The 14,417-nt window shown below is 65.1% G+C and carries 12 protein-coding genes; 3 read left to right on the top strand and 9 right to left on the bottom strand.

All coding sequences use genetic code 11. The features are described 5' to 3' along the window. Positions 1-50 precede the first annotated feature (50 nt). Complete coding sequence (locus E0504_RS10050) at positions 51-2,657, bottom strand: TonB-dependent receptor (RefSeq protein WP_131623579.1); 2,607 nt, start codon at positions 2,655-2,657, stop codon at positions 51-53. A 268-nt stretch (positions 2,658-2,925) separates the two neighbouring features. Here E0504_RS10050 and typA point away from each other — a divergent pair, with 268 nt between their 5' ends. Then, positions 2,926-4,758, top strand: a complete 1,833-nt coding sequence (typA, locus tag E0504_RS10055; protein WP_131623581.1) for a translational GTPase TypA — start codon at positions 2,926-2,928, stop codon at positions 4,756-4,758. Positions 4,759-4,869: 111 nt separating this feature from the next. On the opposite strand, the gene E0504_RS10060 is transcribed toward typA, so the two are convergent. Further along, the gene (locus E0504_RS10060) at positions 4,870-5,715 is read right to left on the bottom strand and encodes an outer membrane protein (protein WP_131623583.1); all 846 of its coding nucleotides are present in this window, start codon (positions 5,713-5,715) and stop codon (positions 4,870-4,872) included. A 227-nt stretch (positions 5,716-5,942) separates the two neighbouring features. Between E0504_RS10060 and putP the strand changes: the two genes are divergently transcribed. Beyond that, positions 5,943-7,403 carry a sodium/proline symporter PutP gene (gene putP, locus E0504_RS10065; RefSeq protein ID WP_131623585.1) on the top strand — a complete coding sequence of 487 codons (1,461 nt, stop codon included), beginning with the start codon at positions 5,943-5,945 and terminating at the stop codon, positions 7,401-7,403. Positions 7,404-7,439: 36 nt separating this feature from the next. After that, positions 7,440-8,105 carry an extensin family protein gene (locus tag E0504_RS10070; RefSeq protein ID WP_131623942.1) on the top strand — a complete coding sequence of 222 codons (666 nt, stop codon included), beginning with the start codon at positions 7,440-7,442 and terminating at the stop codon, positions 8,103-8,105. Here E0504_RS10070 and E0504_RS10075 read toward each other — a convergent pair. The 7 genes from E0504_RS10075 to E0504_RS10105 all read right to left on the bottom strand — a co-directional run bounded on the left by E0504_RS10075 (position 8,102) and on the right by E0504_RS10105 (position 14,405). Then, positions 8,102-8,728 carry a response regulator transcription factor gene (locus E0504_RS10075; protein ID WP_131623587.1) on the bottom strand — a complete coding sequence of 209 codons (627 nt, stop codon included), beginning with the start codon at positions 8,726-8,728 and terminating at the stop codon, positions 8,102-8,104. The two genes, E0504_RS10070 and E0504_RS10075, sit on opposite strands and share 4 nt — an antisense overlap. Positions 8,729-8,897: 169 nt before the next feature. Beyond that, positions 8,898-9,656, bottom strand: a complete 759-nt coding sequence (locus E0504_RS10080; RefSeq protein ID WP_131623589.1) for a proteasome-type protease — start codon at positions 9,654-9,656, stop codon at positions 8,898-8,900. Positions 9,657-9,705: 49 nt separating this feature from the next. Continuing rightward, entirely contained in the window at positions 9,706-10,521 is an 816-nt protein-coding gene (locus E0504_RS10085; RefSeq protein ID WP_131623595.1) for a transglutaminase family protein, read from the bottom strand. Between the two features lie 17 nt (positions 10,522-10,538). After that, positions 10,539-11,483, bottom strand: coding sequence for an alpha-E domain-containing protein (locus E0504_RS10090; RefSeq protein ID WP_131623597.1), 945 nt, complete (start codon positions 11,481-11,483; stop codon positions 10,539-10,541). Between the two features lie 18 nt (positions 11,484-11,501). Beyond that, on the bottom strand, positions 11,502-12,929 hold the full coding sequence (locus E0504_RS10095) for a circularly permuted type 2 ATP-grasp protein (RefSeq protein WP_131623599.1): 1,428 nt from the start codon (positions 12,927-12,929) through the stop codon (positions 11,502-11,504). Positions 12,930-13,008: 79 nt separating this feature from the next. Further along, positions 13,009-13,758, bottom strand: a complete 750-nt coding sequence (locus E0504_RS10100; protein WP_131623944.1) for a triacylglycerol lipase — start codon at positions 13,756-13,758, stop codon at positions 13,009-13,011. A gap of 77 nt (positions 13,759-13,835) precedes the next feature. Beyond that, positions 13,836-14,405: a DUF3617 domain-containing protein gene (locus E0504_RS10105; RefSeq protein ID WP_131623601.1), complete on the bottom strand. Its 570-nt coding sequence runs from the start codon at positions 14,403-14,405 to the stop codon at positions 13,836-13,838. Positions 14,406-14,417 lie beyond the last annotated feature (12 nt).

Genomic DNA, 14,417 nt, shown 5'->3' on the forward strand with positions numbered 1-14,417 from the left:
CGCGAACGGGGCCCTTCCTTGCGTCAAAGAAAACGCGCGCATGCGCGTGATCAGAACTTGAACCGCGCCAGTGCGCCATAGGTGCGCGGCGTGTTGGGGTAGCCCGAAACGGTGCCCGCCTGGGCCACGCCGTCGAACACCGTCACGATGTAGCGATCGTCGAGCAGGTTGCGGGCAAATGCACCGATTTCCAGCCCGTTGTTGAGCGCCAGCGTCATCGACGCGTTCACCAGGTTCACTTCGCGCCGGAAGCTGTTCGGACCGAACGTCGGCAGGCCGTTGTTGATCGCGGTGTTGCTTTCGTGGCTGTAATCGATCCGGCTGATCAGACGGTTGCCGCTCGCGCCGAATTCATGCGCATAAGTGGCCGAGGTAGCGAGGTTCCATTCAGGGATTCCGCCCGGACGCAGTCCCGACAGGTCGCCCACCGGGCTATCCACGAAGCTGTCATACACCGCATCGAGGTACGTCGCGGCGAACGTGAACACGAGCGGCCGGACCGGGGTGATGGTCGAGCTGAACTCGAAGCCCCGCACCGACTGCTGACCAGCGTTGTTCAGCTGGAAGCCGGTGCCGGTGAACACGAAGCTCTGGAAGCCCTTAATGGTCTGGTCGAACAGCGCGAGGTTGAAGTCGAGCCCAGGGAACTGCGCCTTCAGGCCGATCTCATAGACCTCGGCATCCTCAGGGCCAGCAAAGCGCGAACCGGTGGTGAGGTTCGCCACGCCCAGACCGGCGTCGGTGATCGGCGAAGACGGGGCGAGGAACGAGGAACGCCCCGGACCCGGGATGAAGTCCCCGAACAGCGGCCGCGAATCGCGTGACAGGTTGACCGAACTGGCCTTGAAACCCGTCGCATAGCTCGCGTAAACGTTGATCTGGTCAGACACGTTGTACGCCACCCGCAGCAGGTAGCTGAGGTCGCTGTCGTGGGTACGGCCATCCTCGACCGCGTTCGGAATGGCCAGGAACGGCGGCTGGAACTGGAACGGCGCCAGACCCAGCAACGGATTGACGGCCGGATTCAGCGCCGCCGCGCGCAGGGCCGCTTGCGTTGCCGAAGGCAGCGCCAGGAACTGCGCCCGGCTCCTCACCGCGCCGCCAGTCGCACCCGTGATGAACGTGTCGACGAGGTTGAGGTTGGACAGTTCGTCGAACGCCTGACCGCTAAGGGCGAAGTCCTTCTTGTCGTCGGTGTAGTTGAAGCCGCCCGTGAACACGAGCCCGTCGACCGGTTCGAAATCGACCGTGCCGAAGACCGAGACTGCCCGGTTATCGAGCGAATAGCTTTCTGCCGTCAGCGGACCGGCGGAGAAGAAGCTGTTCTGCGGCTGGCCCACCGCCGCTTCGATCTGGTTGAAGGTGAAGGCCGGGTTCTGCGTCGCCGCACGGCCCAGTAGAGTGAAGAACGAGCGCGAGGCCGCACCGGTGGTCAGCGCGCTGTCCTGGGTGACCTTTTCGTCGAAGTAGAAGCCGCCGAGCAGGAAGTTCAGCGGTCCGTCGAAGTCCGACGCGATGCGGAATTCCTGCGTGAACGTCTTGACCCGCTGATCGCGCATTTCGCTGACGATGTCGGCGCTCGTGAAATCGACGTCCTGGTCGACGAAGTTCTTGAGCTCGCGATAGGCGGTGATCGAGGTCAGCGAGATCGCGCCCAGATCGTAGTCGGCCTGGACCGACCCGCCGTAGTTGTCGACCTTGTTGATCGGCTCCTTGTTCAAGTACGTGTCGTAGCTGAAGAAGTCGGTGCTCAGCGCACCGCCGACCCCGAAGATCGCCGGAGCCGAGGGGCCCGCGACCAGCGTGCTGACGACACAGCACACTTCGTCGATCTGGGAGTAATCGGCCATCGCGCGGATCTTGAGGTCGGAATTCGGCTCGATCAGCAACTGGCCGCGCGCGGTCCAGCGGTTGCGATCGGAAATGTCCTTGTCGAGGTTGACGATCCGCCCATAGCCGTCGCGGCGATTGTAGCTGGCGTCGAGCGAGAACGCGATCGTCTCGGTGATCGGCCCGGTAACGTCACCCTTCAGGGTCATGGCATCGTAGTTGCCGTAAGTCGCCTCGATCGAACCGCCGAACTCGAACTGCGGTTCGCGAGTGATGACCGAGATGACGCCGGCCGAGGCGTTCTTGCCGAACAGGGTCGACTGCGGGCCGTTCAGCACTTCGATGCGCTGGACATTGGACAGGTCGTTGAGCGACGAGGCCGAGCGCGAGCGGAACACGCCGTCGATGAACACGCCAACCGACGGCTCGATGCCGAAGTTGTTGTCACCATTGCCGAAGCCGCGGATGATGAATGTCGAAGACGACGAGTTCTGCAGCTGGCTGACCCGCAGCGACGGATTGACCGTCTGCAGGTCGAGCACGTCACGGATCTGCGCGCGCTCAAGCGTCTCGCCCGTCGTGACGGTGACCGAGATCGGCGTTTCCTGCAGGGTCTGTTCGCGCTTCGAAGCGGTCACGACGATGACGTTGCCGGAGCTGGTGTCCTCAGCCACCGGGTAGTTGTCGCCGTCGGCGTCGACTTGCTCCTGAACGTCCTGCGCGGTCGTATCCTGCGCATGGGCGACGCCCGGCGCGACGAGCACGGCAGCACCGGCGAGCAGGGTAAAGCGGGCCCGGCCGGCAAATCCGGAAGCAGTCTTGATCATGTTACGAAAGGTCCTCGTCCGATGTGGGCGACGCTTATCACGCGCGAACCATTCGCGCGGTGCGGCGACCCTTAGCTGACAGGGGAGTCAATAGCCGGCAGTTTGCACCGCGCAAGCACGCTCGTCGGACAAGATAGGTTGCTCGTCCGAACTGTGGCGCGCGCGACACACGCACGCACACGCGGTTGTCTTCCGCCGCCCGCTCGGCTAGGGGCGCGCCACTTTGCGGGGAGCCGTTCCCCTGCCCTACGACCAAGAGACATCGAAAATGAACCTTCGCAACGTGGCGATCATCGCCCACGTCGATCATGGCAAGACCACGCTCGTCGACCAGCTGTTCCGCCAGTCCGGCACCTTCCGCGATAACCAGCGCGTTGAAGAGCGGGCGATGGACTCCAACGACCTCGAGAAGGAACGCGGGATCACGATCCTGGCGAAGCCGACCTCGGTCGAATGGGCGCCGGAAGGCTCCGACGAGCATATCCGCATCAACATCGTCGATACGCCGGGCCACGCCGATTTCGGGGCCGAGGTCGAGCGGATCCTGTCGATGGTCGACGGGGTGATCCTGCTGGTCGACAGTTCCGAAGGCGCGATGCCGCAGACGAAGTTCGTCACCGGCAAGGCGCTGGCGCTGGGCCTGCGGCCGATCGTCGTGGTGAACAAGGTGGATCGCCCCGACCAGCGCATCCAGGAAGTGCTGGACGAGGTGTTCGATCTGTTCGTCAGCCTCGACGCCTCTGACGAGCAGCTCGATTTTCCCGTGCTCTACGCTTCGGGCCGCAACGGCTATGCCAGCGAGGATCCCGATCGGCGCGAGGGCAATTTGACGCCGCTGTTCGAAAAGATCGTCAGCCACGTCCCCGCCCCGCAGGCCGACTTCGACGGACCGTTCAAGTTCCTGGTGACCTTGCTGGACCGCGACAACTTCCTTGGCCGCATCCTGACGGGCAAGGTTCAATCGGGCACGGTCAAGATCAACTCGCCGATCCACGCCCTCGACAGCAGCGGCAAGGTGATCGAAACGGGCCGTGCCAGCAAGCTGCTGGCTTATCGCGGACTCGACCGCGTGCCGGTCGACGAGGCCCGTGCCGGCGACATCATCTCGATCGCGGGCCTGGCCGTGGCGACCGTGTCCAACACCATCGCCGATCCTTCGGTCAGCGAGCCGCTTCACGCACAACCGATCGACCCGCCCACCCTGTCGATGCGCTTCGCCGTCAACGACAGCCCCTTCGCCGGGCGTGAGGGAACCAAGGTCACCAGCCGCATGATCCGTGACCGGCTGGAGCGCGAAGCGGAAAGCAACGTCGCCATCCGCGTCACCGAAAGCGCCGACAAGGACGCGTTCGAGGTCGCCGGCCGCGGCGAGCTTCAGCTGGGCGTGGTGATCGAGACGATGCGCCGCGAAGGCTTCGAACTCGGCATCAGCCGCCCGCGCGTGCTCTACCGTGAAGACGAGAACGGCAACCGCACCGAGCCGTACGAAACGGTCGTCATCGACGTCGATGACGAGCATTCGGGCACGGTCGTGGAGAAGATGGCCATCCGCAAGGGCGAAATGATCGACATGCGCCCGAGCGGCGGCGGCAAGACCCGCATCACCTTCTCCGCTCCGAGCCGCGGACTGATCGGCTATCACGGCGAATTCCTGTCCGACACGCGCGGCACCGGGATCATGAACCGCCTGTTCGAGAAGTACGGCCCCCACAAGGGCCAGATCGAAGGGCGCCCGGTCGGCGTGCTGATCTCCAACGGCACCGGCGAGGCGGTCGGCTACGCGCTCAACATGCTCGAGGAACGCGGGCAGCTGTTCGTGCGGCCGCAGGAGAAGATCTACGAAGGGATGATCATCGGCGAGAACGCCAAGCCGGAAGACCTCGAGGTCAACCCGATGAAGTCCAAGCAGCTGACCAACTTCCGCTCGACGGGCAAGGACGATGCGATCCGCCTCACTCCGCCGCGCGTGATGACGCTGGAACAAGCGATCGCCTACATCGACGACGACGAAATGGTCGAGGTGACGCCCAAGAGCATCCGGCTGCGGAAGGCTTTCCTGGACCCGCATGAGCGGAAGAAGGCCCGCCGCTCCGGCAGCTAGGCCGCAGCCTGCGTTGCCTTGCCGACGCGCGCCAGGCCTACACGCAGACTTCCAAACGCAAAAGGGGCGCCCGTGAGGGCGCCCCTGCTGCATTCGGGTGGTTTCTGCCGCTTAAAAGTGGAAGCTCACGGTGCCGCGGAACGACTGCAGGTCGAGGTCCGTCCGTGAAGGGCGCAGGTTGGTTCCGGTGGAATTGACCAGCAGGAACGGGTTGGTTGCGCCTGCCGTACCCTTGCCAACAGCGACGTATGCCTTGTCGTCATCGTAGCGCGAGTAGAGGTACTCCAGCCCGATCCCGATGCTCGGCGTGATCATCAGTTCCGCCCCGGCACCGGCCTGCACGCCAAAGCGCATGTCGTCGTCGTTGACCACGGTGAACGAGTTGGCCGTGTTGGTCGTCACGAAGTCGTGATTGATGCGGGCATAGGCCACGCCGCCGGTGATGTAGAACAGCCCCCGGCCGTCACCCGGCGAGATGCCCGCCCGGCTGCGCAGTGCGATGGAGTAATCGAGTTCGCGCGAGAAGGTATAGCTGGCGGGGGTGGTGCTGAACCCGCTGGAGTAATCCACCGCGTTCGAACCGCTCGCCTCGACCAGAAGCCCGGCGACCAGCGGACTGTCAGGCTGCCGGAAATCGAAGCCGGCCCGGACGGCATAGCCGATCTCGTCATCGTCGCTGGAGCAGCCGGCCGCCGCGGTCGAACCCACGGCAGTGCCGCTGCAGAAACCGGGTCCGAAAGCATTCGCGCCCGCCGCGGTGCGGACGACATCGCCATACGTGCCATCAAGGTCAGTGTCGAACCGCAGACGCCGCGAATCGCTGGCTTGTGTATCCAGTCCACCCGCGACCGAAACGTACGGTCCATTGAAGTAAGGCCCGGCATCCTGCGCCAGCGCGGGTTGGGCGAACGCCACGGCAACGGCGAGCGCCGAGGTTGAAGCTAGTGTGCGGAACATGGTGTATCCATTGGCATGTATGGGGGGCGCGACCGCCAATACGTGGCCGACGTATCAGCGCGAAAACCGCTGTTAGGCGCAGGCGTTCCAGCGCCCGCAGCGATTGCGCCACAGTGTGGAGGTGCAGCAACACTCCGCGCGCTCGCGCTCTGCAGCATTATGCCAACGTGCCAGCGGTCTCGTGCCCGGCGTAGCCATCGGAACCCGTGGCTGTTAGCACCCTGATCATGCAGACCGGCGTCCTCATCTCCCTGGTGGTTTACTTCATCCTGATGCTCGCGATCGGCGTGTACGCCTGGCGCAAGACAAGTAGTGACAGCGAGGGGTACCTGCTGGCCGGGCGCAACCTGTCACCTTCGGTCACCGCGCTGTCCGCAGGCGCATCGGACATGTCAGGCTGGCTGCTTCTAGGACTGCCCGGCGCGCTCTACGCGAGCGGACTGGTGGAAGCGTGGATCGCCGCGGGCCTGTTCGTCGGCGCGCTGGTGAACTGGATCGTGGTCGCCCCGCGTCTGCGCCGGCAGACCGAGGAACTGGGTGATGCGCTGACCATCCCCGAATTCCTCGGCAACCGCTTTCCCGACAAGGCGGTGGCGCTGCGGCTGACCAGCGCCATCATCGTGGTGCTGTTCTTCACTGTCTATACCGCTGCCGGCATGGTCGGGGGCGGCAAGCTGTTCGCCACTGCATTCGGCGGTGATTACATGACGGGGGTGTGGATCACTACCGTAGTCGTCCTGGCCTATACGATGATCGGGGGATTCCTCGCGGTCAGCCTGACCGACTTCGTGCAGGGATGCATCATGTTCCTGGCGCTGGTGCTGATGCCGCTGGTGGTCATGTTCGGCCCCGGCGGAAGCGCCGGCGGATCGATCGCCGCGGTGCCGCAGGAAGGCTTTCTCAGCCTGACGCATGGTCTCACCGCGGTCGGCTGGCTTTCGGCGGTGACCTGGGGACTGGGCTACTTTGGCCAGCCGCACATCATCGTGCGCTTCATGGCGATCCGCTCGGTCAACGAGGTGCCGACCGCCCGCAATATCGGCATGGTGTGGATGGGCGTGTGCCTGCTGGGGGCGATCGGCATCGGGCTTGCCGGCCGCGCCTATGTGAACCGCAACGGATTGGTGCTGGACGATCCCGAGACGATCTTCATTCTGCTCGCGAACCTGTTGTTCCATCCGCTTGTGACCGGGTTCCTTTATGCCGCGCTGCTGGCCGCGATCATGAGCACGATCAGCTCGCAGCTGCTGGTCTCGTCGAGTTCGCTGACCGAGGATTTCTATCGCCTGTTCCTGCGCAAGCAGGCGAGCGAGCGGGAAGCGGTCACGGTGGGCCGGCTAAGCGTTCTCGTGGTGGCCCTGATGGGTATCGCGATCGCCGCCGATCCCGATAGCCAGGTGCTGGGCCTGGTGGCGCATGCCTGGGCCGGCTTCGGCGCGGCTTTTGGGCCGATGATCGTACTGGCGCTGACCTGGCGGCGGATGACCGGCTCCGGGGCGGTAGCCGGACTGGTCACGGGCGCCGTGGTGGTCGTCGCATGGATCGCGCTCGGGTGGGATCAGGCGTTCTTCGGCGGGCCGGGAGTATATGAGATCCTCCCTGGCTTCGTCGCGTCGTGGCTGGCGATCGTGGTGGTCAGCCGCGCCGGGCCGGCGCCTTCAGCCGAGAGCACGGTAACAATCCATTAGGGCGCCGTTAACCATCTCGGGGTGAGTTTGCCGCTCATGAAGCGCCTCGCCGTCCTTGTCCTCGCCTTCGCGCTGTCCGGCTGCGGCAGCCTGGTGCCCGACGGCCGCGCGCCCGCCAGGCCCCCGACTCAGGCGCCGCGCCCTGTCGCTGTGAGCGGCGAACAGCGGCAATGCCTCGCCGATCTGGGAGCCAGGGGTGCGAACGTTTCGCCGGTGGCTGATCGATACTATGGCGCGGGCTGTTCCACCCTGAGCACTGTCAATCTGAGCGCCGTCCACGGTGACGTCGGCGAGTTTCGGCTGACCAATCTGGGTCCGGTCAGCTGCCCCTTGGCGGAGACCACCGCTGCCTGGGCCCGCTTTGGAGTGGACCGGGCAGCGCGCCAGGTTCTCGGCAGCCCGCTCGCGCGGATCGAAACCTTCGGCAGCTATTCCTGCCGCGATGTCGCCGGCAGCGGTCGGCGATCGGCGCACGCGACCGCCAACGCGATCGACGTTTCGGCATTCGTGCTGGCCGACGGTCGCCGCATCAGCGTGCTGGACGATTGGAGCGGCGGCGATGTGGCGAGGCAGCGGTTCCTTCGGCTCGTCCACCTGAGCGCCTGCAAGCGCTTCGGCACTGTGCTCGGCCCGGATTACAACGCCGCACACAGGGACCACTTCCATGTCGAGAGCGGTCGGCAGGGCGGGTTCTGCCGCTAACTGGCGCGTTGCCGATCCTCGCTCAGCCGCGCTTCGATCTGCAAGCGCACCGCATCAGCCGGATGCGCGGCGCCCAGCTTGTGCATCATGTTGGCGCGGTGGATTTTGACCGTACGGGGGCTGATCGCCAGTTCCCGCGCGATCGTCTTGTTGCTGCTTCCCCGGGTCAACCAGTCCAGCACCTCGCGCTCCCGCGCCGACAGACTGCCGATACGGCTGCGCGCTTCGACCATCCGGCGGCGGGCCTCGGCATGCGCGTGGGCTTCGTCGCCTATATTCGCCAGCATCGCCTCGAGACGGGCGGGCACAAGGGGCAGCGGCAGATAGTCGAGCGCGCCCGCCTTGATCGCGGCGACGATCCGGTCGGTCGTGGGCTGCACACCCATCACCACGGCTGGCAGCCACAACCCGCGTCCCGCCAGCAGGTCGAGCCGTTCACGGACCGTGCTGGCGTCGGCATCGTCCCGCAGGACAATGATGCCGCGCTGCGGGGGATGGTCCGCCAGTTCCGCCAAGGCGGCATAGACTTCTGCGTGATGGCCGGCGGCAAATGTGACCCGGGCAAGATCGGCGCGAAGCCGCGTATCGGGTTCGACGAAGTGGATGATGTGCCGTTCGTTCATGGCACGTCAGGTGCCGTGAATACCCGCGCCGGCCTATCGCAGGTTCTTCGACATTGGAGCGGAACTAGGTGCTCCCGGCTAGGGATAAGTCCTGATGGCCTCAGCCAGCGCTCTCAACGCTTTACCTCCATTTCGGGGTATTTTTATTCATGACCTCGGCGTGTAAGCGTCAACCGCCTGCTTGGTCAGGCGTGAAGAAGCTGTAATCGGGCAGCCCGGTGAAGGCGTCTTTCAAGGCTTCTCCCCACCCGTTCGCTATCGCGTGATAGTATGGATCGTCATGCGTGATCCGCCGCTCGTGCGTGGCGGCAAAGGCATCCCTTTCGATCACCATCAGGTCGAGCGGCAATCCGACCGACAGGTTCGCCTTGAGCGTGGAGTCGAAGCTCACCAACAGCAGCTTGACCGCGTCCTCGAAGCTCATCTCCCGGTCATACGCACGGATCAGGATCGGACGGCCGTACTTGGTTTCCCCGATCTGAAAGAAGGGCGTGTCCCAGCTCGCCTCGATGAAATTGCCTTCGGGGTAGATCAGGAACAGGCGCGGCTCCATCCCCTTGATCTGGCCCGCCACGATGATCGAGCCGGTGAAGCGGCCCTGCCCTGCCACGCCGTTCGCCCCCTGCCGCTCCTCGATCGTCTTGCGCAGGAGCCGGCCGATCTCGGTCGCGACCTGGAACATCGTCTTGGCCTCGAAGACGGTGTTGTGCCGTTCGCCCGGTTGCTTGTCACGTTCTTCCAGCTGGCTGATCACAGCCTGGGTCGTCGCCAAGTTCCCCGCGGTCATTACCGTGATGATCCGTTCGCCGGCGACCTGCCAGCTGATCATCTTGCGAAACACCGAGATGTTGTCGACACCCGAATTGGTGCGGGTGTCGCTCATCATCACCAGCCCCTTGTCGAGCACCATTCCCACGCAATACGTCATCTAGCTCCCCAATCAGCCGCCCACCGGGCCCGCTTTTCCCGTTGGCGCCTCACTGCTGCTGTTGCTGCTGTTCAACCGCCACGACCACGTTGAGGTCCTCTGTCGCGGCGCCATAGCTGATGCCGGTTATCGGCGCCGCATCGCGATAGTCGCGTCCCGTGGCCACGCGCACATAACGGGTATCCGGGCTGATGCCGTTGGAGACATCGAAGCCCACCCAGCCCAGGCCGTCGACGTGCGCCTCCGCCCAGGCATGGGTCGCCTCCTGGTCGACGCGGTCGTTCATCATCAAATAGCCTGAGACATAGCGCGCCGGAATTCCGGTCATCCGAGCGGCGGCAATGAAGATATGGCTGTGATCCTGGCACACGCCGGTCGCGGCCTCCAGCGCCTGCTCGGCCGTCGTTCGGACGCCGGTGGTGCCGGTCGCATAGACAACTTGCCGGCGGATCTCGTCCGACAGCGCGTGGAGAAAATCGAGCCGGCTGCGATCTGGTGCTTCAAGCCCCCGCACAAGGTAGCGCAGGCGCGGCCCCGCCCGGGTCAGATCGGTCTGGCCGACGAAGCTCCACAACGGCAGGTGCCCGGCATGGCGTCCGATGATCCCGGCCTTGTCGTTGGTTTCCACGACACCGTGGCAGGTGATCACCACCTCCGTCGCACCGGGTTCCAGCGCGACGAGCGTCACATGGTTGTGATGCTGGTCCTCGTACTCCAGTTCCTGCGCCGCGTTGGTGAAATCCATCTGCCAGTCGTGGATCGTCTGGCCCTGGGTTGCCTTCGGGGTCAGGCGGAGCCGCTGGAGCGCGTGCGAAACCGGCTGGTCGAACCGATACCGCGTGGTGTGGCTGATCGAGAGGCGCATCAGGCTGTATTCCCTCCCTAGGCCAGGAACCGGTAATCTTCAGCGATGGTCCGGGCAATCGCGGCATTGCACCGTTCGAATTCACCCAGGAATTCGTGCAGGCCAGTCTCAAACACTTCGCCGATCCGCAACCTCGCCAGCTCTCCGGCCGAGCGTTCGATCAGGACGTTGCTCTGCCCCTCCCCGCCGTGAATCCGCGCCAGTGATGCGAGGTTCTCACGCAGTTGGGAGTGGCTGTAGGCCAAGCTGCGCGGAAACCGTTCGTCGAGCACCAGAAACTGCACGATGCCGCGCGGATCGGTCTGCCCCGCGTTAAGCCAGCGATAGGCCCGGTCCCCCGCGACCGAGCGCAGGATCTGGTCCCACTGCCCACTGTCCACCGTGGTGCCGACATAACTGAGTGACGGCAGCAGCAGGTAGTATTTCATGTCGAGGATGCGCGCGGTGTTATCCGCCCGTTCCACCAGCGTGCCTGCGCGCGCGAAGTCGTAGCCCGCATCGCGCAGCATCGAATTGGCCATCGCGCCATGAGCCAGGGTCCCGGTTCGGCGAACCATGGAAATGATCTCGCCCACGTTCCCCTGGGTGACCGGGCGTGACAACTTGTCGTCCAGCGCCATCCAGCTTTCGTTGACCACGCCCCACAGTTCCCCGCTGATGGCATTGCGGACACCGCGCGCGTTGGTGCGCACTTCGCGCATCATCGCCAGCACGCTGCCTGCATTGTCCTTGTCGCGCAGGATGTAATTCCACACTTGAATGCCCGTATAAGTGCCGTGCTTCTTGCCGTAGGCACTGCTGTGACCCGCGGCATGGATGACCGAGCGCCATTCTTCCTCGGCAGAGATCAGGTCGCGCGTCAGGGCCATGCGCAGGCCCGCATCCAGCAGGCGGGCGGTGTTCTCCGCCCGCTCGAGATAGCGGAACATCCAGAACAGCCGGTGCGCGGTACGGCCTAGCATGGGGCGGAGGCTCGCATATCAGTCCTTCAGCACCCAGGTGTCCTTCGTTCCTCCGCCCTGCGAGGAATTGACCACCAGGCTGCCCGGCTTCAGCGCCACGCGGGTGAGCCCGCCCGGCGTGATGTCGATCGTGTTGGGCGAGACCAGCACATACGGCCTGAGGTCGACGTGGCGCGGGGCCAGTCCCTTGCGGGTGAACACCGGGCAGGTGGACAGCGCCAGGGTTGGCTGCGCGATGTAGTTCTCCGGCCGCGCGATCAGCTTGCGCCGGAAGGCCGCGAGTTCGCGCCGGCTTGCCGCCGGGCCCACCAGCATGCCGTAGCCGCCAGACCCGTGGACTTCCTTCACCACGAGTTGGGCGAGGTTATCGAGCACGTATTTCAGGCTGTCCGGATCGGCGCAGCGGAACGTTTCGACATTGGGCAACAGCGGCTTCTCGCCGGTGTAGAACTCGACGATCTCCGGCATGAACGAATACACCGCCTTGTCGTCCGCCACCCCGGTGCCCGGCGCGTTGGCGATAGTGATCCCCCCGGCGCGATAGACGTCCATGATGCCCGGCACGCCCAGCACGCTGTCAGGATTGAAGGTCAGCGCGTCGAGATATTCATCATCGACCCGGCGATAGAGCACGTCGATCGGTTGGTACCCGCCGGTCGTGCGCATTGCGACCCGGCCGCCCACCACGCGCAGGTCGCTGCCTTCCACCAGTTCGGCGCCCATCTGATCGGCGAGAAACGCGTGCTCGTAGTAAGCCGAATTGTAGATCCCCGGTGTCAGCACCGCGACCACCGGCTTGCCCGTGGTAGCCGGCGGCGCGCACGCGGCGAGGCTGCGGGCGAGCCGCGTGGGATAGTCGCTGACCGTTTCCACCCCGACGCGGGTGAAAAGGTCAGGGAACATCGCCATCATCGTTTCGCGGTTCTCCAGCATGTACGACACGCCGCTGGGGGTCCGGGCGTTGTCTTCCAGCACGAAGAAGTCGTCCGGCCCGGTGCGCACCAGGTCGATCCCCACGATGTGGGTGTAGACCCCGCCCGGAGGGGTGAACCCGACCATGTTGGGCAGCCATGCCGCGTTGTCGCGGAACAGCCGCTCCGGGACGCGCCCGGCCCGGATGATCTCCTGCCGGTGATAGAGATCGTGGATGAAGGCATTGAGCGCGCGGACGCGCTGCTCGATGCCGCGGCTCAGCCGGCGCCATTCGCTAGCGGATACGATGCGCGGGACCATGTCGAACGGGATCAGGCGCTCTTCGGCCGCATCCTCGCCATACACGTTAAACGTGATCCCGGTGCGACGGAACACGCCTTCGGCTTCGAGGTGCTTGCGCTTCAGCCAGCCGGGATTCTGCTCGTCGAGCCACCGGCCGTACGCGGCATACGCCGGTCGCACCTCTCCCGTGGGTTCGCGCATCTCGTCGAAAGGTGCGTCCGCGCCGTTCATCTGCCTCCGGGTGACTTGTTGCAGCGCGTCATTAACGCAGCGCGGCGCAAGCGCAGCAAGTATTTCGACATCGAGGCGCTTACCGGTCGAGCTCGCGGAGCACGGCATCGATGGCGCGCGGATCATAGGCAAAGCCCATGTGCGTGCAGCGCACCGCCACCGCCCGGTCACGTTCTCCCGGTGCACCGCAGGCCGCGCGCGGATGGACGATGCCATCGCGCGGGCTCCACAGCGCGACCGTCTCCACGGGCGGCTTGGCAGACAGCTCCACCGCGACCGGCGGTTCCTCGACCCGGTGGCCGGTGACCAGATGGTACGCCCGCCAGACATTGTTCGCCCGCGGGCTCCACGAAAACGGGGAGCCCATCGTCACCACCTTGGCAACCTCGCCCGGCCGCCGCTTCGCGAGCTCGCGCGCAAACAACCCGCCCAGGCTCCAGCCGACCAGCGCGACGGGCTCTCCATGGCGGGCCGCAAGATCTTCGAGGCGCGTTTCGAGCGAGGCGATGTTGCCTTCGGTCGGACCCCAGTTGAAGCCCAGGCCCCAGCGCTTCACCCGGTGCCCCGCCGCCTCAAGCCGCCGCGCCATGTAGCGCATGCGCACCGGATGCGTGGCAAACCCGGGTAGCAGCATGACAGTGCGCGGACGACGCGCGGCCGCCGGTTCATACCGGCGGAACGCTCGGCGGGCCGGTTCCACCAACCACTCGAGCTCCCCCACCAATCGCCTCAGCGGCGGTCCGCCGACGCCTTCGGGACAATCTTCCCGCGCGAGCGCGATGCGATGCCGCAAGGCGCCCCGCGCGCCCGCGAACTGCCCCCCCAGCATCTGGTAATCGAACCGTGAGGCCACGCACCGCATCCTTTCATTTCTCGGTCGATCAACGCTGGCGGTCCGCAGGGGTTTCATCGAGCGGAGGGACACTCCCCGATGCGGCGGGAATCCAGCTGCAGATCCATCTTCACCTCACCGCCCGGCAACATGGCCGCCGACTGGGTCATGGCCATTCGCATCGAGGTGCTCTGCGCGGTGGCGGTGCCCTCCAACGTCATCGCCGACTGCATGCCCTGTGCACCCTTGCAGGTCATTTCCGCACCGATCTTGCCGCCGTTGACATCGAAGCGGGCGAATTCGCAGGTGAGGCCGCCCTGCCCCTCGCTCAACTTACGGATCATGTCCTCAAAGCCCTTCTCTGCGTCTTCGGCGGTCAGGCAGTAGGTCGAGCTTTGATCGCCGATGTTGCTGCCCATCATCGATTTCAGCTTTTCGGCCTGGCTCTGCGGAAGTCCGGGTACGGAGAATTCCAGCAGTTTGACCGTGGTCTGATACTGTCCCGGCTCCGGCTTCTCCAGCTTGCCAGCCTCCGACAGCACCGCGGCGGCGCTCTTCGGCTGCGGTGGTTCGTCCGCCTCGTTCCCGCAGCCGGCAACCCCGAACGCCAGGCAGGCGGCGGCAACGAGAGAATGCTTCTTCATCAAGGGCTCCAG

Source organism: Parafrankia sp. BMG5.11 (assembly GCF_004337455.1).